This is a genomic window from Bradyrhizobium guangzhouense, assembly GCF_004114955.1.
In the GTDB taxonomy this organism is placed as follows: Bacteria; Pseudomonadota; Alphaproteobacteria; order Rhizobiales; family Xanthobacteraceae; genus Bradyrhizobium; species Bradyrhizobium guangzhouense.
On sequence record NZ_CP030053.1, the window covers coordinates 3,243,525 to 3,266,136 of the forward strand.

The 22,612-nt window shown below is 64.7% G+C and carries 24 protein-coding genes; 15 read left to right on the plus strand and 9 right to left on the minus strand.

From position 1 onward, the window contains the following. Positions 1 to 6: 6 nt before the first annotated feature. The 5 genes from XH91_RS15725 (at position 7) to XH91_RS15745 (ending at position 5,701) form a co-directional block, all read left to right on the plus strand. On the plus strand, positions 7 to 387 hold the full coding sequence (locus tag XH91_RS15725) for a hypothetical protein (RefSeq protein ID WP_128951412.1): 381 nt from the start codon (positions 7 to 9) through the stop codon (positions 385 to 387). Between the two features lie 130 nt (positions 388 to 517). After that, entirely contained in the window at positions 518 to 1,270 is a 753-nt protein-coding gene (gene recO, locus XH91_RS15730) for a DNA repair protein RecO (protein WP_128951413.1), read from the plus strand. Positions 1,271 to 1,371: 101 nt separating this feature from the next. Further along, positions 1,372 to 1,650, plus strand: coding sequence for a hypothetical protein (locus XH91_RS15735; RefSeq protein ID WP_128951414.1), 279 nt, complete (start codon positions 1,372 to 1,374; stop codon positions 1,648 to 1,650). 60 nt (positions 1,651 to 1,710) lie between these two features. Then, positions 1,711 to 3,969, plus strand: coding sequence for a DNA topoisomerase IV subunit A (gene parC, locus XH91_RS15740; RefSeq protein ID WP_128951415.1), 2,259 nt, complete (start codon positions 1,711 to 1,713; stop codon positions 3,967 to 3,969). 190 nt (positions 3,970 to 4,159) lie between these two features. Next, positions 4,160 to 5,701: a GMC family oxidoreductase gene (locus XH91_RS15745; RefSeq protein WP_128951416.1), complete on the plus strand. Its 1,542-nt coding sequence runs from the start codon at positions 4,160 to 4,162 to the stop codon at positions 5,699 to 5,701. Between the two features lie 46 nt (positions 5,702 to 5,747). Here the strand turns inward: XH91_RS15745 and XH91_RS15750 are convergent, their stop codons facing one another. The 3 genes from XH91_RS15750 to XH91_RS15760 form a co-directional block, all read right to left on the minus strand. Beyond that, positions 5,748 to 6,218 (minus strand): DUF3551 domain-containing protein, encoded by a 471-nt coding sequence (locus XH91_RS15750; protein WP_347338594.1) that lies wholly within the window; start codon positions 6,216 to 6,218, stop codon positions 5,748 to 5,750. Next, a complete protein-coding gene (locus XH91_RS15755) occupies positions 6,202 to 6,558 on the minus strand; it encodes a hypothetical protein (RefSeq protein ID WP_128958498.1) in 357 nt (118 codons plus the stop codon). The genes XH91_RS15750 and XH91_RS15755 overlap by 17 nt, the downstream gene beginning before the upstream one ends. A 139-nt stretch (positions 6,559 to 6,697) precedes the next feature. Continuing rightward, a complete protein-coding gene (locus tag XH91_RS15760) occupies positions 6,698 to 7,516 on the minus strand; it encodes a chromate resistance protein ChrB domain-containing protein (protein ID WP_164934011.1) in 819 nt (272 codons plus the stop codon). Positions 7,517 to 7,764: 248 nt separating this feature from the next. On the opposite strand from XH91_RS15760, the gene XH91_RS15765 reads away from it, so the two are divergent. Further along, positions 7,765 to 8,601, plus strand: a complete 837-nt coding sequence (locus XH91_RS15765) for an N-acyl homoserine lactonase family protein (protein WP_128951419.1) — start codon at positions 7,765 to 7,767, stop codon at positions 8,599 to 8,601. Positions 8,602 to 8,608: 7 nt separating this feature from the next. Here the strand turns inward: XH91_RS15765 and XH91_RS15770 are convergent, their stop codons facing one another. Both XH91_RS15770 and XH91_RS15775 read right to left on the minus strand, forming a co-directional pair. After that, entirely contained in the window at positions 8,609 to 8,800 is a 192-nt protein-coding gene (locus XH91_RS15770) for a hypothetical protein (protein ID WP_128951420.1), read from the minus strand. 31 nt (positions 8,801 to 8,831) lie between these two features. After that, positions 8,832 to 9,989 carry an MFS transporter gene (locus XH91_RS15775; protein ID WP_128951421.1) on the minus strand — a complete coding sequence of 386 codons (1,158 nt, stop codon included), beginning with the start codon at positions 9,987 to 9,989 and terminating at the stop codon, positions 8,832 to 8,834. Positions 9,990 to 10,140: 151 nt separating this feature from the next. Between XH91_RS15775 and XH91_RS15780 the strand changes: the two genes are divergently transcribed. Continuing rightward, positions 10,141 to 11,400 (plus strand): adenylate/guanylate cyclase domain-containing protein, encoded by a 1,260-nt coding sequence (locus XH91_RS15780; protein WP_128951422.1) that lies wholly within the window; start codon positions 10,141 to 10,143, stop codon positions 11,398 to 11,400. 113 nt (positions 11,401 to 11,513) lie between these two features. Here XH91_RS15780 and XH91_RS15785 read toward each other — a convergent pair whose 3' ends face one another. Next, complete coding sequence (locus XH91_RS15785; protein WP_128951423.1) at positions 11,514 to 12,758, minus strand: MFS transporter; 1,245 nt, start codon at positions 12,756 to 12,758, stop codon at positions 11,514 to 11,516. A gap of 170 nt (positions 12,759 to 12,928) precedes the next feature. On the opposite strand from XH91_RS15785, the gene XH91_RS15790 reads away from it, so the two are divergent. Then, entirely contained in the window at positions 12,929 to 14,278 is a 1,350-nt protein-coding gene (locus XH91_RS15790; protein ID WP_128951424.1) for an Nramp family divalent metal transporter, read from the plus strand. Positions 14,279 to 14,283: 5 nt separating this feature from the next. On the opposite strand, the gene XH91_RS15795 is transcribed toward XH91_RS15790, so the two are convergent. The 3 genes from XH91_RS15795 to hemB all read right to left on the minus strand — a co-directional run bounded on the left by XH91_RS15795 (position 14,284) and on the right by hemB (position 17,040). After that, positions 14,284 to 15,060, minus strand: coding sequence for an arginyltransferase (locus XH91_RS15795; protein ID WP_128951425.1), 777 nt, complete (start codon positions 15,058 to 15,060; stop codon positions 14,284 to 14,286). A gap of 130 nt (positions 15,061 to 15,190) precedes the next feature. Further along, entirely contained in the window at positions 15,191 to 15,736 is a 546-nt protein-coding gene (locus XH91_RS15800) for an RDD family protein (protein WP_128951426.1), read from the minus strand. 242 nt (positions 15,737 to 15,978) lie between these two features. Next, positions 15,979 to 17,040: a porphobilinogen synthase gene (hemB, locus tag XH91_RS15805; RefSeq protein WP_128951427.1), complete on the minus strand. Its 1,062-nt coding sequence runs from the start codon at positions 17,038 to 17,040 to the stop codon at positions 15,979 to 15,981. A gap of 138 nt (positions 17,041 to 17,178) precedes the next feature. On the opposite strand from hemB, the gene XH91_RS15810 reads away from it, so the two are divergent. From XH91_RS15810 to ribD, 7 genes are all read left to right on the plus strand, one after another. After that, positions 17,179 to 17,676, plus strand: coding sequence for a DUF6163 family protein (locus XH91_RS15810; RefSeq protein ID WP_128951428.1), 498 nt, complete (start codon positions 17,179 to 17,181; stop codon positions 17,674 to 17,676). Between the two features lie 499 nt (positions 17,677 to 18,175). Next, positions 18,176 to 18,694: a transcriptional regulator LdtR gene (gene ldtR, locus XH91_RS15815; protein WP_027529973.1), complete on the plus strand. Its 519-nt coding sequence runs from the start codon at positions 18,176 to 18,178 to the stop codon at positions 18,692 to 18,694. A 198-nt stretch (positions 18,695 to 18,892) separates the two neighbouring features. Next, on the plus strand, positions 18,893 to 19,126 hold the full coding sequence (locus XH91_RS15820; RefSeq protein ID WP_128951429.1) for a hypothetical protein: 234 nt from the start codon (positions 18,893 to 18,895) through the stop codon (positions 19,124 to 19,126). A gap of 39 nt (positions 19,127 to 19,165) precedes the next feature. Beyond that, positions 19,166 to 19,387 carry a hypothetical protein gene (locus tag XH91_RS15825; protein WP_128951430.1) on the plus strand — a complete coding sequence of 74 codons (222 nt, stop codon included), beginning with the start codon at positions 19,166 to 19,168 and terminating at the stop codon, positions 19,385 to 19,387. Between the two features lie 282 nt (positions 19,388 to 19,669). Continuing rightward, positions 19,670 to 20,968 carry a serine hydroxymethyltransferase gene (glyA, locus tag XH91_RS15830; protein WP_128951431.1) on the plus strand — a complete coding sequence of 433 codons (1,299 nt, stop codon included), beginning with the start codon at positions 19,670 to 19,672 and terminating at the stop codon, positions 20,966 to 20,968. Between the two features lie 15 nt (positions 20,969 to 20,983). Then, entirely contained in the window at positions 20,984 to 21,466 is a 483-nt protein-coding gene (gene nrdR, locus XH91_RS15835; protein ID WP_128951432.1) for a transcriptional regulator NrdR, read from the plus strand. After that, entirely contained in the window at positions 21,463 to 22,611 is a 1,149-nt protein-coding gene (ribD, locus tag XH91_RS15840; protein WP_128951433.1) for a bifunctional diaminohydroxyphosphoribosylaminopyrimidine deaminase/5-amino-6-(5-phosphoribosylamino)uracil reductase RibD, read from the plus strand. Before nrdR ends, ribD begins: the two co-directional genes overlap by 4 nt. Position 22,612 lies beyond the last annotated feature (1 nt).

Consider the following 22,612-nt stretch of genomic DNA (forward strand, 5'->3'; position numbering starts at 1 on the left):
CTGACGATGAGCGTGCCCCGTAACGTCCAGCGCTTCGAAGCGCTGCTCTATGCCTCGCTGATGCTGGATGCCCTGTCGGTGGCGGTGCAGGATCGCACGCCCACCATCGAGATGACCGAGCAGATGATCATGACGGCGACGCTGCTCGCCGGCGGGATGATTTTGTTGCTGGTCTATTTCGTCTGGCTGGCTGCGCGCTGGCGCAAGAACTGGCCGCGCTGGGTGCTGGCGGCGGCGCTGGTGCTGTCGGTGATCTCGCTCGCCCAGATTCTCGGCGAGCGGGGCCTCGAGCTCGACAGCGCCATCGAGATCGTCTCCTGCGTGCTGACGGCGTTCGGGCTGTATTTCTCATTTACCGGCGACGCGCAGGGCTGGTTCAATGCCTAGATCTTGGCGGGTTCCGTAGGGCGGATTAGCGAAGCGTAATCCGCCGTGAGACTTTGTACGGGCAATTGGCGGATTACGCTTCGCTAATCCGCCCTACGAATGAAGAGCGGAATCCGCTACACTTACTGCCATGGAATGGACCGATGAAGGCATCGTGCTGGGCGTGCGGCGGCATGGCGAAAGCAGCGCCATTGTCGAGCTCTTGACGCGCCAGCACGGCCGGCATCTCGGCCTGGTGCGGGGCGGCGCCAGCTCGCGGCTGCGGCCGCTCTTGCAGCCCGGCAACAGTGTCAGTGCGGTGTGGCGCGCCCGGCTCGACGAGCATCTCGGCACCTATGCGATCGAGGGATTGAAGCTGCGTGCAGCAACGCTGCTGGGATCGTCCCATGGGGTCTATGGCGTCACGCATCTGGCCGCGATTGCGCGGCTACTGCCCGAGCGCGATCCGCACGAGGACATCTTTGGGCTGCTCGAACATTCGCTCGATGATTTCGACGACATCGGCAGCGCGGCCGTGCATCTCATCCATTTCGAGCTGGCCATGCTCTCCGAGCTCGGCTTCGGTCTTGCGCTCGAAAACTGCGCGGTGACCGGGGAGAGCACGGATCTGATCTATGTCTCGCCGAAATCCGGCGGTGCGGTCTCGCGCGGCGCGGGCGAGGCGTGGCGCGACCGGCTGCTGCGGCTGCCGCCGTTCCTGCGCCATGGCGAAGCCGCGCAAGACCTCACCGACGAGGATCTCCAGGACGGCTTTCGGCTCACCGGCCTGTTCCTGCTGCGACATGTGCTGGAGCCACGTGGGCTGGGCCATTCCGATGCGCGAGCCGGCTTCATCAATGCCCTGACGCGGCAGCAGGCCAAGGCGGCGCTGCCGGCGCCATGAGCGGAACGCGTTCCTGCATTGCCTGATGACATCGGGGCCCCGGGAACGAACTTCGCCCATCCGCGTTGGCCGGGCAGGTTCCACAACGGGGGACAGCCCAAATGTTGATCAGGGGTTTTGCGCTGACTGCAGCGCTGCTCGCTTTCGTACCCGATGCAATGGCCGGCGAGCCGCAACCCGGCGTATTTCGGCGGGCCTCCTGCACCGTTGTCCGGTACTATGTGGCGAAATATTCCGCTGCGATGGCAGAGACATGGGCGCGGGCCCATGGCGCAACAGAGGCCGAGATCGAGACCGCCCGCCGCTGCGTCGCCAACATGCCGACCACGCCTCCGCCGAAGGTCCAGCCGACCGTAACGGCGGGCTGGGCGGGGCAGTAGCAGCCCACAGGGAACCACTCCATCCTTGCCCGATTCGCTTCCACGGTTTAACCGGGCGGCATGGGAAAACGAATCGTTCCACCGGAAGAACCGGCCGAAATTCACGATGTACCGCTGCGTGAGGCGCTGGAAGAGCGCTACCTTGCGTACGCTCTCTCCACCATCATGCATCGCGCGCTGCCCGATGCGCGCGACGGCCTGAAGCCTGTCCACCGGCGCATCCTCTACGGCATGCGTCTGCTCAGGCTCGACCCGGGCACGCCCTTCAAGAAATCCGCCAAGATCGTCGGCGACGTGATGGGCTCGTTCCATCCGCACGGCGATCAGGCCATCTACGATGCCATGGTGCGCCTGGCTCAGGACTTCTCCTCGCGCTACCCGCTGGTCGACGGCCAGGGCAATTTCGGCAATATCGACGGCGATAACCCCGCTGCCTACCGCTACACCGAAGCGCGCATGACCGATGTCGCGCGGCTTCTGCTCGAGGGTATCGACGAGGACGGCGTCGAATTCCGCGCCAATTACGATGGCCAGTCGAAGGAGCCGGTCGTGCTGCCCGGCGGCTTCCCGAACCTGCTTGCCAATGGCGCGCAAGGCATTGCGGTCGGCATGGCGACCTCGATCCCGCCGCACAATGCCGCCGAGCTCTGCGACGCTGCGCTGCATCTGATCGAGAAGCCCGACGCGAAGTCGAAGGCGCTCCTGAAGTGGGTCAAGGGCCCGGACTTCCCGACCGGCGGCATCTGCGTCGATTCCAAGCAAGCCATTGCTGAGGCCTACACCACCGGCCGCGGCTCGTTCCGTGTCCGCGCCAGATGGCAGCAGGAAGAGGGCGCCCGCGGCACTTGGGTCGTTGTGGTTACCGAGATTCCGTTCCTGGTTCAGAAGTCGCGCCTGATCGAGAAGGTCGCCGAACTGCTGGACCAGAAGAAACTGCCGCTGGTCGGCGATATCAGGGACGAGTCGGCCGAGGACGTCCGGATCGTCATCGAGCCCAAATCGAAGAACGTCGATCCGGCCGTGATGATGGAATCGCTGTTCCGGCTGACCGAGCTCGAGAACAAGATTCCGCTGAACCTCAACGTGCTGATCAAGGGCCGCATCCCGAAGGTGGTGGGGCTCGCGGAGTGCCTGCGCGAATGGCTCGACCATCTGCGCGACGTGCTGATCCGCCGCAGCAATTATCGTAAGGCGCAGATCGAGAACCGGCTCGAGATCCTCGGTGGTTATCTGATCGCCTATCTCAACATCGATGAGGTGATCAGGATCATCCGTACCGAGGATGAACCGAAGCCGGTTCTCATGAAGACGTTCAAGCTGACCGAGGTGCAGGCCGAGGCCATCCTCGACATGCGCCTGCGTCGCCTGCGCAAGCTCGAAGAAATGGAGATCCGCACCGAGGACAAGAACCTCCGTGCCGAGCTCAAGGGGATCAACGCGGTGCTCGCCTCCGAAGCCGAGCAGTGGAAGAAGGTCGGCGAGCAGGTCGGCAAGGTCCGCGACATGTTCGGACCGAAGACGCCGCTCGGCAAGCGCCGCACCACTTTTGCCGACGCGCCCGAGCACGATCTTGCCGCGATCGAGGAAGCCCTCGTCGAGCGCGAGCCGGTGACCGTCGTCGTCTCCGACAAGGGCTGGATCCGCACCATGAAGGGGCATGTCGAGGATCTCTCGGGCCTGGCCTTCAAGCAGGACGACAAGCTCGGCATCGCGTTCTTCGCGGAGACGACTTCGAAGCTGCTGCTGTTCGCGACCAACGGAAAGTTCTTCTCGATCGACGTCGCGAAGCTTCCGGGCGGCCGCGGCCATGGCGAGCCGATCCGCCAGTTCATCGATCTCGAGCCGGAGGCCGCGCCGGTCACGCTGTTCGTCAACAAGGGTGGCCGCAAATTCCTGGTCGCGAGCCACGAGGGCCAGGGCTTCGTCGTCAACGAGGACGATTGCGTCGGCACGACGAAGAAGGGCAAGCAGGTCCTCAACGTCGACATGCCGAATGAGGCGCGGGCGGTCACAGAGGTGCTTGGCGACACGGTCGCGGTGATCGGCGAGAACCGCAAGATGCTGATCTTCCCGCTCGAGCAGGTCTCCGAGATGGCGCGCGGCCGCGGCACGCGGCTGCAGAAGTACAAGGACGGCGGCCTCTCCGACATCGCCGTCTTCGAGGCCAAGGCCGGCCTCACCTGGAAAGACTCCGCAGGCCGCGAATTCTCCGCGACCATGAAGGAGCTCGCCGAATGGCGTGGCAATCGCGGCGACGCCGGCCGCCTGCCCCCGAAGGGTTTCCCGAAATCGAACAAGTTCGGCAAGGTGATCGGGTAGTCGCGTTGTTGTCCCGGACGCGCAGCAACGCTCTTGCGTTGCTGCGCGTCCGGGACACGCGAGCGCGGGGCGCACGCTGCATTCGTAATGACGAGCTGCGACAGCGCCCTGTTCAAATCGCATTCCGCAATCTCGATCGGTCTGATACCGTCCGCTGTGCCGGTCTTTGGGACCATTGAGAACGAGCGCGATGTACGATGTCATTGTTGTCGGCGGCGGCTCGGCCGGTGCCGCGGTTGCGGCACGGCTCTCCGAGGATCCGTCACGACGAGTTCTGCTGCTTGAAGCAGGGCTCGACTGGCGCGCTGACGAGGCGCCCTGGGAAGTCAGGACGCCGAACCCGATCCCGATCATCCACAAGCGCGAGTATCAGGAGAAATGGCAGTGGCCCGATCTCTTGACGCGCCGCATCGCCGGGCAGGAGGCGCGCTTCTACTGGCGCGGCAAGGGACTCGGCGGCTCCTCGATGATGAACGGCCAGATCGCCATCCGCGGCGTTGCCGATGCCTTCGACGAATGGGCGGCCAAGGGCTGCACCGGGTGGTCGGCCAGGGAGGTGATGCCGCTCTTTTCCGCGATCGAGGATGATTTTGAATTTGGCGATGTCGAGGGCCACGGCCGCGGCGGGCCGCTGCCGGTCTATCGCGCGCCGCCCGAGAAATGGGGCCCGATCGATCGCGGCTTGCGCGATGCGGCGCTTGCGAGCGGCTATCCCTGGTGCGCCGATCTCAACGGCCCTGACGGCGAGGGAGTCGCCTGCTATCCCATCAACAGCCGCGACAGCCGCCGCATCAGCACCAACGAAGGCTATCTCGAGCCCGCGCGCGGTCGCGCCAATCTGGAGATCCGCGGCAGAACGCTGGTCGACCGTGTACTGATCAGCGATGGAAGGGCGACCGGTGTCCGCGTTCACACCGAGGGGCAAGGCACCAGCGAGATCAGCGCACGCCAGATCGTGCTCTGCGCTGGTGCGATCCATAGCCCTGCGATCCTGCTGCGGTCGGGTGTTGGGCCGGCGGAAGAACTGAAGGCGATGGGGATCGCGGTCGCGAGCGATCTGCCGGTCGGCAAGCACTTCTTCGATCACCCGTTGTTTCGCGCCACGATCCAGCTCCACCAAGACCTGCGCCCCACTGATCCCAATACCCGCCACACCAATTGCTGTGTGACCTATTCTTCAGGCTTGGCCCATGGCGGCAAGCGCGACATGATTTTGATTGCGTTCAACCACCGTGGCATCGGCATGCCCGGCGCTATTGGCGCGGGGCTGTTCAATGCCTATTCACGCGGCACGCTCAAGCTGGCCTCGACCGATCCGTCCATTGATCCCATCGTCGAGGAGAACATGCTCGCCGATCCCCGCGACATGCTGCGGATGATGGATGCGGTGAAGCGCCTCGCCGTGATCACCTCGCAGCCGGCACTCTCGAGCATCGCCGACTGGATCAGGCTCGCCGACACCGATCTGACATTGCCGCAGGCAGCGGCACTGCCGGATCACGAGCTCGATGCATTGCTGCGGCGGGAAACCGGCGATATCCAGCATGCTGCCGGCAGCTGCCGCATGAGCGGCGTCAATGATGCCGACGGCGTCGTCAATCCTGACGGCACGGTGAAAGGCATCTCGGGCCTGCGCGTCGCGGACGCCTCGATCATGCCGTCAGACTGCCGCGCCAACACCCACTTCACGACGGTGGTGATCGGCGAGGCAATCGCACGGATGATGCGGTAGTTCGACTGGGCCCCACGCGCGCTTCGCTGTGCTCGCCGATCATCCGTCACATGTATTGGCGCGTACTCTGGAGAAATCGTTCCTTCTCGCCCGGCGCGTAACCTTGGGAAGCTCCATAATAGGGTTCATTGTGCTGGTTGTGCGGCGCAGCTCGGTAACGGGTCAGAGGCTTGGGTGGCGCGTAGGTGTGGCGGGAATGACGCCGTTTGCTCTCTGTGGCCGGTGCACCAGCGTAGTACGGGTTGAGGACGCACATTTGACCGTTCGCCGTCGCCCTGCATTGATCCATCGTCACGTGGCTGCATCTGTAGTACGGGGTTGTTCCGAACGAGACGACATACAAGCAAACCGGAAAAGCGGGATCATATGTTTGAGCCTGGGCGTGCCCCGTGATCAGGGCGATACTGACTGTCAAGATCGTCAAGACCGATTTGCACATGAGAGCTTCCTCCAGTTGGCCCGAGGAGTAGAGATCGCACCGTGGTCGCGCCGGCGGTCGGCTACTCGATCGTTGCATTCACTGTCATGACCGATCGCCCTGAGCCGTACGGACCTTGCCCTTCGCCGTAGATCGAAAACATGTCGGCGCCCCTGTATCCGGGTGCGGCGGTGTATCTGAATGTCGTGACGTTGAGCTGCCTGAGCGTCCCGTGCGAGGGCGGCAACGAAACGCCCGACTTATGCATTGCTCCGGGAATTCGCATTGCAAAATTGCAGGTGTGGCCAGACCTGATCGCAAAGTAGGCCGTCATGTCGACGCCGAACACCGATGGCTGACCGGTCACCCGGCAGTCGGACATAGCAGACGCCGAAACCGGCATCAGGCTCAGGACGGCTGCAAACACCAACGACCGCATGCTCGTCTCCTGTGACCATGAGAGGCATCACAGCAGTTGATCCCGAGTGTTTGGGTCACCATTGATTTGAATCAACGCGCCCCATCGGAGCTGATGCCGTCACCGGCATCAGCTCCTGCTTGCACGTTGCTTGTGTCCTTTACGCTTTCACCTTGTTGGTCGGCCAGTTGTGGGTCTCGGCCATGGCGTCGCGGCACCAGCGATAGAAGGCGTCGTAGAGCAGCATGCCGGCCTCGAGCTGTTCGAGGTCGTCGTCGTACATGCGCGACAGCCCGAGCGAGGCTGCGAGCAGGCCCGGCGCCTCCGGTGCGAGGTCCGGCCGTGCCGTGTCGGCGCCGCGCACCAACGTGGCGAGCCGCTGCAGCGCAGGCGTCGCAATGCCGAACTCCTCGATCATCACGTCGAAGGTGCAGAGCTCGCCGCGGTGGCTCCAGAACACGTTCTCGATGTCGAAGGGCGCGGCTTTGAAGCGCTCGCCGACGGCGATCACCTCTGATGGCGCGACAAACAAGAATACTGCGGTGGGATCGACGAAGCGGCGGATCAGCCAGGGGCAGGCGATGCGGTCGACCTTCGGCCGCGCCCGCGTCACCCAGATGGAGCGTCCCTTGGCGTCACGCGGGGGCAGCTTGCGGGTGTCGAGCAGCGGCAGTTTGGCGGCTTTCCAGCCTTCGAAACCGTCTTCCAGGGTTTCCGCGTCAACGCCGAGCTGTCTCAGCCAGGCTGCCGTGCCCTGTGCGAGCTTGCCGCCGCGCAGGCAGGCGACGATGGCGGAGCGGCCGGCAAATTGGCCGCCCCATTCCGCAACGGTCTCGTGGCTGAACCTGATAGAGCCGGGGATCAGCCGGCGGTCGGCGGCAAAATCGTCCTCGGTGCGGACATCGATCAAGACGGGAGCACTGGCCGTGCCGATCAGGCGCGCCAGTTTGTCGGATGATATGGTCGTGAACGTAGGCATGGTGTTGCGTCCTCGCAAAAACCTGGGGACGCGATACTTGGGCATGTCGCCTCGTGGGGAGATCGCTCAAATCCCCATGGCACTAATTACAGCGAAACCGCGCCGGCCTGTCAATCGCCTGATACCATGACATTGTGCGTTAGAATGACATGTGGCTCAGGCCTAGAATGCGAGCAAGCGGAATTCCGCGGCCGGCGCGGGGTTGATCCTCGGTCGTAGTAACAAGGCGCTGCAAGGAGGGACCAAGGATGACACGCAAGGTCATGTCAAAGATCACGCTCGTTCTCGCCGTCGCGGCATTCGCGCTGTCCACCCAGGCCGCGTTCGCGCAGAAGCCTGGTGTCGAGAAGCTTTACATCATGAATTGCGGCGAGGGCGTCGCCGGCGACATCGGGCGCTGGTCGCCCGGGGTAAATGAAGGCAAGTCGATGGATTTCGTCGACACCTGCTATCTCATCAAGCACGCGAAGGGCTGGTTCCTGTGGGACACCGGCATTCCCGACGCCATCGCAGCGATGCCGAACGGCCTCGTGCCGGCCGATCCCAAGGCCGTCACCTGGCGGCGTCCGAAAACGCTCGCTTCCCAGCTCGAGCAGATCGGTGTCGAGCCCTCCGACGTCAAGGCGATGGGCGTCTCGCACACGCATCCTGACCACATCGGCAATGTCGAGATGTTCCCGCAGGCGACGCTCTACGTGCAGAAGGCCGAATATGACTGGCCCGGCGCCAATAATGAGCCGCGCTTCAAGCCCTCGCATCCGGTCGAGCTGCTGAACGGGGACAAGGATGTGTTTGGCGACGGCAGCATCACCGTCCTCTCGACGCCCGGCCACACGCCGGGGCATCAATCGTTGATGGTGAGGCTGCCGAAGACCGGCGTGGTGGTGCTCTCGGGCGATGCCGCCCACTTCAGGGACAATTACGACAATCGCCGTGTTCCCGCGATCAATTTCAGCAAGGAGCAGTCGCTCGCTTCGATGCAGAAAATCGCCGACACCATCTCGAAGGAAGAGGCGCAGCTGTGGATCAACCACGACAAGGCTCAGCGCGACACCCAGAAGATGTCGCCGGAGTTCTACGACTAGCTCTTGATCAGCTCTTCGGCGCGGTGACCGGAGGCGGACCGGCTTCGGGCGTTTTCTTCGGCTTCAGGGTGCCGGCATAGAACGAGACCAGCCACACCAGCAGCACGGCGAGGAGATAGACGCCCCAGGCCTGAGGCGGCGTCATGGCCCAGCGGATGAGGCCTTTGAAGGTGCGGGGCGGGGGGCTGTTGTCAGTCATGCTGCGCTTGTGCGCGAAAGCGGCGGCATGGTCAATCCGGCCGCTTCTCCGCGCGGATCAGGAGCAGCGCGGCGAGTGCCGACAGGCTGAGCGCCGACGAGACCATCAGCACCTTGGCGCCCATCACGTCGATCAGCAGGCCGAAGGCCAGCGGCGCGACCGCCTGCGCCATCCGTGCCGGCGCGCCGATGATGCCGAGACGGAAGCCGAAATCCTTCGGGCCGAAGATCGCCAGCGGCAGCGTCCCGCGCGCAATCGTCAAAATGCCGTTGCCGGAGCCGTGCAGCAGCGCGAAGGCGGTCGCCGCCGGCGCACCGAAGATGGCGACGACGGCAGCTCCGATCGGGTGGGTGACGCAGGCAAGCCGGGTCGACCATAGCGGATGGAAGCGGGAGAGGACGCTCGCTTCGAGAATCCGCGCGATCACCTGGGCCGGGCCGATCAACGCACCGGCCGCGATCGCCTCGACATGGCTTGCGCCGGTCGCCTCCAGGATGCGCGGGAAATGCACGGCCATGGCGCCGGTGACGGTCCAGACCGCGGCGAACACGAAGGCGAGCAGGATCATGGTGCGGTCAAGCGGGACGTGCGGCTTCTCGGCCGTCGCCGCAGCCTGTCTGGCGCCCTTGATCGAAGGCAGCATGAAGAAATTGAGCGGCAGGCCGATCAGGATGTTGGCGGCGGCCCAGGCGAAACAGGTATCGCGCCAGCCGACATGGGCGAGGCCCCAGGCGGTGAGCGGCCAGCCGACGGTCGAGGCGAATCCGGCCATCAAGGTGATGCCGGTGATGGGCCTGCGCGCCTCCGTGCCGTAGATGCGGCCGAGTGCGGCGAAGGCGGCGTCATAGAGTCCGATCGCCATGCCGATGCCGAGCACGAACCAGGCAAATGTCATCACCGCGACAGACTGGGAGAGGCCGAGCAGCGCGAGGCCGGCAGCGATGGTCACGTTCGATGCGGACAGCACCTGTCGTCCGCCGACGAGGTCGATTTGTCGCCCGATGCGTGGACCCAGCAAGGCAGAGATGACCAGCGAGGCCGAGAACGCGCCAAAGATCCAATTCGTGGAGATGCCGAGATCGTTGGCCATGGGATCGGCCAGCAGGGCCGGCAGATAATAGCTGGAGGCCCAGGCCAGGGTCTGCGTCGTGCCGAGCGCGAGGATAATCGGAAGCTGGCGCTGGCTCATGTCACTGAATTTCTGGCCCTTGGTGTCATCATTTGCATTTGCGGCCCGAGGCGAGAGCGCGTCAACAGCGTTCGCGGCATATTCGACCTGCTGTCGGCGGGAGCCTTGGTTGCGGCCTTTCGCTCGTCACGAATGCACGCCATAATGGCGCATGCAACTCACTTCCCGCCTTGCGCTGATGAACTGGCTGGCCGGCCAGGGGCTCACCGGTCTTCCCGAACCCGAACTCTTGCGCGGCTTTTGCGAGCGCTGCCGCGCCGAGGGGCTGGAACTCTCGCGCGGACTCGTGGTCATCGATACGCTGCATCCGATCTACGAGGGACGCGCGTTCCGTTGGAGCGACACGCCGACCAACGAAAGTGACGTCCACGAATACGGCTCGACGGCCGAGGGCGATGCGGCCAAGAACTGGCGCCGCTCGGTGTTCTATCATCTGCTCGAGCATGGCCACGACGAGATGGTGATCGACCTTGCCGATGCGCCCTCGCTCGATTTCTCGCAGATCGGCGAGCTCGCCGAAAACGGTCACCGCCACTTCCTGGCCTTCGTGCATCGCTTCGGCGAGACCGGAGCGCTCGGGCAGATGGACTGCCTCTATTCGTACTGGACGACCCGGCGGGACGATGGCTTTACCGAAGCCGAGCTCGCCGCGCTGCGCGATCTCGTGCCGGTGCTGGGACTTGCGATCAAATCGGCGCAGCAGGTCGATATCGTGCGGACGCTGGGGCGGGTCTATCTCGGACGCGATGCCTCCGAGCAGGTCCTGCGCGGACGCATCTCGCGCGGCGTCACCGAGCGCATCAAGGCCGTGCTCTGGTATTCGGACCTGCGCGGCTCGACCGGCATCAGCGAGAGCATCGGACCGGACGAGATCATCCCGTTCCTCAACGACTATGCGCAGGCCGTGATCGACGCCATCCACGAGGCCGGTGGCGACGTGCTGAAGCTGATCGGCGATGGCGTGCTTGCGATGTTCTGGGGTGAAGACATGGCCCATGCCCGCCGCGCCGCGCTGCGGGCCGAGCACCTGTTCCGCCAGAACGTCGCGGCGCTGAATGCACGCCGGGCGGCGGAGGGCCGTCCGATCACGTCGGCCTATATCGGCTTGCATGTCGGTGAGGTTTTCTACGGCAATATCGGCAGCGAGGACCGGCTCGATTTCACCGTGGTGGGGCCGACCGTGAACGAGGTCAGCCGCATCGCCTCGATGAGCCGCTCGGTCGATCGCGAGTTGCTGGCGTCGGCCGAGTTCTACAAGGGCCTGGATGCCGCCGGCCGCCGCTATCTCGTCTCGACCGGCCGCTACGCGCTCCGCGGCATCGGCCGTGCGCAGGATCTCTACACGCTGGATCCCGAAGTCGATGCGAGCGAACCGGTGACGGGCAGCTACGAGCGTTACCTGGCGAACTAGCCCGGCTGTCTCCGCATACTCCGTCATTGCGAGCGCAGCGAAGCAATCGAGAATCCCTCAACGGAAAGATACTGGATTGCTTCGTCGCTACGCTCCTCGCAATGACGGCTTGGCTAGCACCGCGCCGCAGCTTCGTCCCCCACCATCGCCGGTTGCCGGTCCAGCGCCACCGCCGGCGAGAGCCAGATCACCAGCGCCTGCACGCCGAACACGGCAGCGGCGAGATAGAGGCACGCTTCCGCGCTCCAGAGGCCGCCGACGATCGCGCCGAGCGCCGAGCCGAGCGGGCGGGCGCCGTAGCTCATGATGTTGATGGCGGAGACGCGGCCGAGCAGACGCGGCGGCGTCACCGCCTGACGCAATGTCGTGGTCGAGATCACCCACAGGATCGGCCCGACGCCGAGCAGGAAGAAGCTCAGTGCCGCAAGCCAAGGCGAGGGCACCAGCACCGTCAGCACCATCACGATAGCTGCGACGAAACCGGTGACCGGGCCGAGGCCGACCACAGTCCCGAAAGCGATGCGCTTCATCACGCGCGTGGCGAACAGCGCGCCGATCACCATGCCGACGCCGTACATCGTCAGCACCGTGCCGACGCCAGCCGCGGTCAGGCCAAGATGGCGCACGGCGTAGGGGACGAACACTGCAATTTGCAGGAACCAGCCGGTATTGAAGATGAATTGCGTGATGAACACCGGTCGCAGCAGCGGATGGTGGAAGACGAAGCCCGCGCCCTCGCGGATGTCCTGGAACGGATGACGGCGCGGCATGGGCGCGCGCGCGGGCTCGTAGAGGCCGGACAGCAGCACCACGGCGACGGCCGAGAGCGCCGCAGCGAAGCCGAAGGCCGGGCTCGCGCCCCACCATCCCACCAGCGCGCCGCCGAGCGCGGGACCGCTTGCAAAGGCGATCGTGCGCGCAAGCTCGATGCGGGCATTCGCGGCCGGCAACAGCTCTGCGCTCACGAGCGAAGGCACCAACGCCGGCGCGGCCACGCTATAGACGACGGTGCCGCAGACGGCTGCGAAACCGAGCAGCGCCAGCAGCGGCAGGGTGAGCGCGCCAAGAGCGAGCAGGAGCACGATTGTTCCCAACGCCACCGCCCGCAGCGCCTCGGCCCCGGCCATCAGAGCGCGGCGCGAGATGCGGTCGGCGAGCAGCCCGGCGGGAATAGCGAACAGGACGAAGGGCAGGGTCAGCGCGGTCTGGAGCACGCCGGTCTGGCCCTCGGCGTCGCCCAACGTCAGCACGGCGACGATGGGGGCGGCAGCCAGCGCGATCTGCTCGGCCGATTGCGCCGTGAGGTTGGACCAGGCGAGGCGGTTGAAGGTGTCGGGGAGGCGAGGGACATTTGACATGGCGCATTTCCTGCAAACTCGTGATGCCGCCATTATCCGCGTCCGGGAGCGGTCAAACCCACCCGCTTCCCGACAGGGCGGGCAAAATGCACCCTGGCAGCGGGAACCGCGGCGGCTAGATGCAGTTGCAAATGAGTTGCAATAAGGGCTGACTCCGGTATTGTGCCAACATGGATGCCCGATCGCCTGATCTGATCTCCGACACGGCCTGGCGCAAAGATGCGCCGGCGACCAAGAGCTTGGCCGAGGTGAATGCCTCGGTAGCGATCCCCGCGGCGGGGGCGTGGTGGCGGCGGCTGCTCGCCTTTGTCGGCCCGGGCTACATGGTCTCGGTCGGCTACATGGACCCCGGCAATTGGGCGACCGACCTCGCCGGTGGGTCGAGGTTCGGCTACACGCTGCTCTCGGTCATCCTGCTCTCGAACCTGATGGCGATCCTGCTGCAGTCGCTGGCGGCACGGCTCGGCATCGTCACCGACCGCGATCTGGCGCAGGCCTGCCGCGCCACCTATTCGCCCGCGATGAACCTTTTGCTCTGGCTCGCCTGCGAAGCCGCGATCATCGCCTGCGATCTCGCCGAGGTGATCGGCACCGCGATCGCGCTGAAACTTTTGTTCGGGATTCCCCTGGTCGGCGGCGCGCTGATCGCCGCGCTCGACGCGTTCCTGCTGCTTGTCCTGATGAACCGGGGCTTCCGCTTCCTCGAAGCCTTCGTGATGGCCCTGCTGGCAGTGATCGCGGTCTGCTTCGCGGTCCAGATCGTGGCCGCGTCGCCGCCGGTCGCCGAGGTGTTGCGCGGCTTTGCGCCGAAGAGCGAGATCTTCACCAATTCCGAGATGCTCTACATCGCGATCGGCATCATCGGTGCGACCGTGATGCCGCATAATCTCTATCTGCACTCCTCGATCGTGCAGACGCGCGCCTATGCGCGCAATGACGAGGGGCGCCGCGAGGCGATCAAATGGGCGACGACGGATTCCACCATCGCGCTGATGCTGGCGCTGTTCGTCAACGCTGCGATCCTCGTGGTGGCGGCCGCGACGTTCCACACCAGCGGCCATTCCGACGTCGCCGAGATCGGCCAGGCCTTCGAGTTGCTGTCGCCGCTGCTCGGCCTCGGCATCGCCTCGACATTGTTCGCGGTGGCGCTGCTCGCCTCGGGCCTCAATTCAACCGTCACCGCGACGCTCGCCGGCCAGATCGTGATGGAAGGCTTTCTGGACCTGCGCCTGCCGAGCTGGGCGCGCCGCCTCGTCACGCGAGGCATCGCCATCATTCCCGTGATCGTGGTCACCGCGATCTATGGCGAAAGGGGGACTGCGGATTTGCTGGTGTTCAGCCAGGTCGTGCTGTCGATGCAGCTTCCTTTCGCCGTGATCCCGCTGGTGCGTTTCGTCTCCGACCGCCGCAAGATGGGGCAGTTCGCGATCACACCCTATGTTGCTGCGATCGCGTGGATCGTCGCGGGCGTGATCGTGATTTTGAACGTGAAGCTGCTGGTGGATACGCTGTTCGGGTAAGCGCGCTAATCCTGCGGCTCGGACGCCCCATCGCCTTGCGCATCGATGCGCAGCCAGCCTGACGGGGCGAGGCGCTGCTGCGGCAGGAAGCGGGCCTTGTAGTCCATCTTCTTGGAGCCCTCGATCCAGTAGCCGAGATAGACGTAAGGCAGGCCTTGCCGGCGCGCGCGGGCGATGTGGTCGAGGATCATGAAGGTGCCCATCGAGCGGGAGACCTGGCTCGGCTCGAAGAAGGAGTAGACCATCGACAGGCCGTCGCTGAGCACGTCGGTGAGTGCGACCGCGATCAGCTCCTCGCCGCGACCAGTGACGCCGCTGTCAGGGCCGCGTCTGCGGTATTCGATGATGCGGGTCTCGACATGGCTATCCTCGACCATCATGGCGTAGTCGAGCACGGTCATGTCGGCCATGCCGCCGTGGCGGTGGCGGGCGTCGAGATAGGCGCGGAACACCGAATATTGCTCTGACGTCGGCACCGCGCTGCGCTGCTCGCCGATGATGTCGGCATTGCGCGCCATCACCTTGCGGAAGTTGCGGGACGGGCGGAACTCGTTGGCGACGACGCGGACCGAAACGCAGGCCCGGCACTGGTCGCAGGCCGGCCGGTAGGCGATCGACTGGCTGCGGCGGAACCCGCCATGGGTCAGGAGATCGTTGAGGTCGCCGGCGCGTTCCCCCACGAGGTGCGTAAACACCTTGCGCTCATGCCGGCCCGGCAGATACGGGCAGGGGGACGGCGCCGTGAGGTAAAATTGTGGGGTGTCGCGCGAGTGCTGGGTCAAGGGACGTCGTGGGCCTCCGAACTGAGTATCAGCATCGCGCTACGAAAGCTCCCGGTCAATCGGTCCGCTCGGCTGGTCAGATCAGCCAGTCTAGCGGATCCGGGTTAGTGGGTCCTTGATCGCCGTGGCCTCACCAGGTCCTCGCGGTCTGGGGCGCGGGTGCGCGAACGGAATTGTTGATCACGACCGTCCCCAGCACGAAATCGTGCAGCAAGCGCCGGCGGCCGTTGAAGAGGCCGACGAGAACCACGAAGGGCGAGAGGAACGAGACCGAGACCCAGAACAGCACGGCATGGGTGGCGCCGAGGACAAAATAGCCGGGCGCGCCGTACCAGGTGCGCAACTCCAGGTCCATGATCCGCATCCCGACGGTCGCCGACGAGGGACCACCGATGCAGGCGCCGTAATAGACGATTGCCCAGATCACGGAGGCCGGCCAGGCCAGCCAGAACAGTGCCCAGCCGATGCCCAGCGTCACCACGCCGAACACGGCGATGAAGATGTAGCCGAGGATGACGGGAACGGAGATCACGACCATGTCGATCAGGAACGCAAATGCCCGCCGCGTCGCAACGCCGCGGAACAGCTCCGGATGCAGGTAAGGATCGTAGGCGTGCGGCTGCGCGCCGCCGTCATTGCGCCAGGGGCGCGAATTGCCCGAGTCCGAATACGACATGTCCGTCCTCCCAAGGGAAACTTCCGAGGCAGGACATGGGAACAGGCCCTTCCCCTGCCAAGGGCGCAGCGCGATTAACAAGCCGAAATATTCCGGCGATTCGGGGGCGGGCGATTATGACGTGAGAGCCGGCACTCAGGTGCCGTAGGGTGGATTAGCGTAGCGTATTCCACCACTGTTCGTATCCACGGAGGCGGAAGTGGTGGATTACGCCTTCGGCTAACTAATCCACCCTACGACACCTAGGCGTGCGCGCGCAGCTTCTCTGCCGCCTTCGGCGCGAAATAGCTGAGCACGCCATCGGCGCCGGCGCGCTTGAAGGCGAGCAGGCTCTCCATCATGGCGCGGTCGCCATCGAGCCAGCCATTGTTCGCGGCGGCGGCAATCATCGCGTATTCGCCCGAGACCTGATAGGCGAAGGTCGGCATCGCGAACGTGTCCTTCACGCGGCGGACCACGTCGAGATAGGGCATACCGGGCTTCACCATCACCATGTCGGCGCCTTCGGCAATGTCGAGATCGACCTCGCGCAGTGCTTCGTCGGTGTTGGCGCTGTCCATCTGGTAGGTGCGCTTGTCGCCGGTCAGCGTCTTGGCGGAGCCGATGGCATCGCGGAACGGGCCGTAGAAGGCGGAGGCGTATTTCGCGGCATAGGCCATGATCTGCACGTCGAGCAGGCCGGTGTGATCCAGCGCCTCGCGGATCGCCGCAACACGGCCGTCCATCATGTCCGACGGCGCGATGATGTCGCAGCCGGCTTCGGCCTGCACCAGCGCCTGGCGCACCAGCACCGCGACCGTCTCGTCGTTCAAAATCTTGCCGTCGGAGATCAGGCCGTCATGGCCATGGCTGGTGAAGGGATCGAGCGCGACGTCGCAGAGGATGCCGATCTCCGGAAACTCCTTCTTGATCGCGCGCACCGCCTGGCAGACCAGATTGTTCGGATTGGTCGCTTCGGAGCCTTGCTCGTCGCGCAGGGACGGGTCGGTATAGGGAAACAGCGCGATGCAGGGAATGGTGAGCTTCATGGCGCGCTCGGCTTCGCGCACGGCCTGATCGACGCTGAGACGATCGACGCCGGGCATCGAGGCGATGGCCTCGCGCTTGTTGTTGCCGTCAATCAGGAACAGCGGCCAGATCAGATCGTCGGTGGTGAGCACATTCTCGCGCACCATGCGCCGGGCCCATTCGGCCTTGCGGTTGCGGCGGGGGCGGACGGTCAGATCGAGGGCATGGGGCACCGTCGCACCCGTCCCGCGCGCGACCTCGCGCAGTTCGATCGGACGTCCGTATTTGATCGCCATTACTGTTCTCCCGGCTGGAATTATTCTTATACCAGCTCGCATGTTTCCCGTCACCGCGGCTTGACCTCCCGCAAGGCAGAATTGAACCGGCTTGCGCTGCCGATTGATTTTGTGGGGCGAACCAGCCAGAAGGGGGCTATGCCGGAACTCTCCACCCGCGATGCGGCCCGCGACAATGCCAGGGACGCCGTCAGAGACAGCGCCCGAGACAGCGCGATGTCGGTCGCCGCGATCTCGTCGGAGAGACCTGAGTCCGACGACAATGTCTGGACGCGGCGGCTCGTGCTGTTCCTGCGGGTGATGGCGCTGCTATCGATCCTCAAGGGCCTCTATCACTGGGCGCAGGTGACGGGCTTCGTCGGCGGCGAGGACGAGGCGTTCGAGAACCAATCGATGGCCTGGCAGGCCTCGACCATCTACTTCGCCGTGATCGAACTCGTCGCCGCGGTCGGCCTCTGGCTCGCCACGCCCTGGGGCGCGGTGGTGTGGCTCACGACCGTGGTCTCGATGGCGGTGATCGAGCTGATGTTCCCGGGGATCTACGGCGGCAGCCTGATCGTCGTCGGCGTCGAGGCCTTCATGCTCGCCGCCTATCTCGCGCTCGCCTGGATGGCCGCGCGCGAACGGCCGCCGTAGGGCTGCAAACTCTCGTGCCCGGGACGCTGCGCGGCACGCAGTGATGCGCTGCTGAGCCGGGGCCCATCTCTCCACGATCTCGGTTTTGGCTTTCTGGATCCCGGATCTTCGCTGCGCTTGTCCGGGACACGAGAGCAGAGGGTGCGGAGTCGTGGTGACTTGGTTGACCGCTGGTTGCTTCAAATTCGAGGTAAGTTTTCGTTGACCTAGCGATATCCGCCACAGCTCTTACGCGTGCGTTTCGAAACGGGGCGGGGCTGTTCTGGAATGCGACAGAAGGGGCGGACGGAGGGTGAACAGGACCTTGCCACGGTCAACAGACGGTTGCGAAAAGTGCTTGTGGCACAGGCTTAATCCGCAATTCACTGTCTTAAATTCATGATCTCTTTATTCTCTTATTTAAGCCGATCTTCAAACGGCCCCCTTAAGTTGGACCTATCAGACGGAACACAAGTTGCGTCGAATAAGTGTCGATAAAAACGACAACAGGGGAAGTGTCATGATGAAAGCCGTCGCAACTGCGGCAGATACCGCAGAGCGCGTTTCCGGCCCGCAGGGTTCGGTTCAGTCGCTCTATCTGGAAGCTCTGACTCTGGTGGAGCGGCTGCATCGCCGGCTCCTCGACGTGATCAAGGACGAGTTCGATCGTCGTGGCCGCGCCGACATCAATTCCGTGCAGGCGCTCCTGCTCTATAACATCGGCGACAAGGAGCTGACCGCGGGCGAACTGCGCACGCGCGGTTACTATCTCGGCTCCAACGTCTCCTACAATCTGAAGAAGCTCGTCGAGCTCGGCTTCCTCGATCATCAGCGCTCGCGCGTTGATCGCCGCTCGGTGCGAATCCGCCTGACGCCGCAGGGCCAGGAAGTCCGCCGCATCGTCGACAGCCTCTACCAGAAGCACGTCAAGACGGTGGAGCAGGTCGGTGGCATCTCCGGCGAGGAGTTCTCGACCCTCAACAAGTCGCTGCACCGCCTCGAGCGGTTCTGGACCGACCAGATCCTGTATCGCCTCTGAGTTCTAGAAGGGATCAAGGCCAAGCCGGCCCCCAACAAGACCGGCAGGTCTCCCAACGTGCCTGACTTCCCCAAGCGCGTCGGCCCGGCTTGTCCCGGACCGGCGCGTTTTGACGCCTTTTCGCGCTTGCGAAAAAATGGCCAGTAGGGTGGAACCAGAATCTCGCGTCGCAGTTGTCTCTGCGGATCGGAGGATGCGATGCTGGTCGAGCGCGGGATACAGGCAATGAACGTCGAGCTCGTGAGCGATGCCTACGCCATCGCCGCGAACTACCTCCGCCGCTCCGGCGCGATCCCCGACACGCTTGTCACCAATGAACGCCTGCTCGAGGTCATCATCAAGCTGCTTCAGCACGGCGAATTCAACAAGATCAGGCTCGCCAACAAGGCCATTGTCAGGTTCGAGGCGCTATCCGCTGCCCGAGCCGCCTGATCACGACTCCGAAAATCGCAGAGAAAACCAGAGGGTGCCATGGAAGCCGCCATCGACCGCATCATGCAGACCTATGACCTGCTCGCCAACCGCACGTCCGCGGCGAGCGCAGAGGCGCGGGAAAAGGTGACAAACTATCTCAACACCCTGATGGAAGCCGGCGAGAAGGACACCCACAGGTTGACGGTCTGCGGCCTGACCTATCTGCGTCAGCTCGACGGCAGCGTCGACCCGGTGAAGGCGGGGTATACCGGGCTGTAGACGGACTGCAGGCCGAGCCTGGCCAGTCTGACCTTTGAGGGGCCACCAGGTGCCATGGGCTGGAATTAGGGCTGCTCCGCCTCTCAATGCCACGGACGTCCGTAAGCTTGCGGGGCCTCCAACCGGGTCATCTCCACCATATCTGGCATAAATCCCGCGTCCGACCCGCAAATGCTTGGCCTGTTGCGGGCGATGTGGTAGATCGCGCTCGCCGCTTCCGATCGCCACACCAGACCCGCCCGTAGCCCGCCAAAAGGCTGCGGCGGTGGAGATATTCGCAAGATGACCTTCGCCAAGACCGCCAATGCGCCCGATTCGTTTTTCACCGCCTCGCTGGAGCAGGCCGACCCGGAAATCGCCGCCGCCATCAAGGGCGAGCTCGGCCGGCAGCGCCATGAAGTCGAGCTGATCGCCTCCGAGAACATCGTCAGCCGGGCTGTGCTGGAAGCGCAGGGCTCGGTCATGACGAACAAGTACGCAGAGGGTTATCCGGGCGCGCGCTATTACGGCGGTTGTGAGTGGGTCGACGTCGCCGAGAACCTCGCGATCGATCGCGCCAAGAAACTGTTCGGCGCTGGCTTTGCCAACGTGCAGCCGAACTCGGGCAGCCAGATGAATCAGGCCGTGTTCCTGGCGCTGCTGCAGCCCGGCGACACCTTCATGGGCCTTGATCTGGCGGCCGGCGGCCATCTCACCCACGGCTCGCCCGTCAACATGAGCGGCAAGTGGTTCAAGGCCTCGCACTACACCGTGCGTCGCGAGGACCAGATCATCGACATGGACGCGGTCGCGAGGCAGGCCGAAGAGGTCAAGCCGAAGCTGATCGTGGCCGGCGGCTCGGCCTATTCGCGTGCCTGGGACTTCAAGCGCTTCCGCGAGATCGCGGACAGCGTCGGTGCATACCTGCTGGTCGACATGGCGCATTTCGCGGGCCTCGTCGCCGGCGGCGTGCATGCCTCGCCGGTGCCTTATGCCCATGTCACCACGACCACGACGCACAAATCGCTGCGCGGCCCGCGCGGTGGCCTCATGCTGTGGAACGATGAGGCGCTGACCAAGAAATTCAACTCGGCGATTTTCCCAGGCCTGCAGGGCGGCCCGTTGATGCATGTGATCGCGGCGAAGGCGGTGGCCTTCGGCGAGGCGCTGCGTCCGGACTTCAAGGTCTATGCGAAGAACGTCGTCGAGAACGCCAAGGCGCTGGCCGAGGCGATGAAGAGCCACGGCTTCGACATTGTTTCCGGCGGCACCGATAACCATCTGATGCTGGTTGACCTCAGGCCGAAGGGCCTGAAGGGCAACGTCTCGGAGAAGGCGCTGGTCCGCGCCGCGATCACCTGCAACAAGAACGGCATTCCGTTCGACCCTCAATCGCCGTTCGTCACCTCCGGTATTCGTCTCGGCACCCCGGCGGCCACGACCCGCGGCTTCGGCGTCGCCGAATTCCAGCAGGTCGGCGGCATGATCGCCGAGGTCCTCAACGCGATCGCGCAGTCCGACGACGGCAAGGCGCCGCTGGTCGAGGCCGCGATCAAGGAACGGGTCAAGGCGCTCACCGACCGGTTCCCGATCTATCAGTAAGGCTGGGATCAACGGATGCGCTGCCCGAACTGCAACAGTCTCGATACGCAGGTAAAGGACTCGCGTCCGACCGAGGATTCTTCCGTCATCCGCAGGCGGCGCGTATGCGTCGCCTGCAATTTCCGCTTCACCACCTTCGAGCGCGTGCAGCTGCGCGAGCTCACGGTGATCAAGCGCAACGGCCGCCGCGTGCCGTTCGATCGCGACAAGCTGATGCGTTCGGTCTCGATCTCCTTGCGCAAGCGGCCGGTCGAGCCCGAAAGGGTCGAGAAGATGGTCTCCACCATCGTGCGCGAGCTCGAGACCGGGGGTGAGGCCGAGATCTCGTCGGAGGTGATCGGCGAGACCGTGATGGAGCATCTGCGCACGCTCGACGACGTCGCCTATGTGCGCTTCGCCTCCGTCTATCGTAATTTCCGCGAGGCGAAGGATTTCGCCGACGTGCTCGGCGAGCTCTCCGGTGAGGAGGAAGCGCGGCTCGCCGCGATCCGCAAATGATCTTCCGCATCCTGGAGGATCAATTCGCGCAGAAGGCCCGCGAGTCCAGGGACGCCGATCGCCGCTTCATGCAGCTGGCGCTGGCGCTCGGCCGGCGCGGGCAGGGCCGCGTCTGGCCCAATCCCGCCGTCGGTGCCGTTATCGTCAAGGACGGCGTCATCGTCGGTCGCGGCTGGACACAGCCTGGTGGACGGCCGCATGCGGAGCCAGAGGCGCTGCGGCGTGCGGGCGAGGCGGCGCGTGGCGCCACGCTTTACGTCACGCTCGAGCCCTGCTCGCATTTCGGCAAATCGCCGCCGTGTGCCGATGCGGTGATCGCGGCCGGCGTCAAGCGCGTGGTGGCGGCGATCGAGGATCCCAATCCTGAAGTGGAGGGGCAGGGCCACGCGCGCCTGCGCGCCGCTGGCATCACCGTGGATATCGGCCTGTGCGCAGCGGAGGCCGCGTTCGACCATGCCGGCCATTTCCGCCGCATCAGGGACAAGCGTCCACATGTGATCCTGAAGCTCGCGGTCTCGCCCGACGGCAAGATTGGCGCAGCCGGTGGCAAGCCGCTCGCGATCACGGGCGAAGCCGTCCGCAATCGCGTGCATCTGTTGCGCGCGCAGTGCGATGCGATCCTGGTCGGCATCGGCACGGTGCTGGCGGATGATCCGCAGCTCAATTGCCGCCTGCCGGGCATGGAAGCGCGTTCTCCGTTGCGCGTTGTCCTCGACCAGAGTTTGCGGATTCCCGCGTCCAGCAAGCTTGTTCGTTCTGCGCGCGAGACGCCGCTCTGGGTGATCGGATCGGAGCTCGCAGAAGCGGCAGCCGCGACACGTCTGGGCGCGGCCGGTGCGCAAATCCTGCGCATGCCACCGAATGGTGCATCCGGGCTCGACCTTCCGGCCGTGCTGCATGCGCTCGCCGAGAGGGGCATCACGCGGCTGATGGTCGAGGGCGGCAGCCGCGTTGCGGCCTCCTTCGTGTCCGCCGACCTGGTCGACCAAATCTGGCTGTTCCGCGGAGCGGAAGAGGTGGGCGCCGAAGGGGTCGATGCGCTCGATGCATTGCCCCTGTCGAAAATCACGCAGTCGCAGGCCTACAAGGTTCATGCTAGCGAGACATTCGGCCCCGATACTCTCACTGTCTACGAGCGCGCCTAAC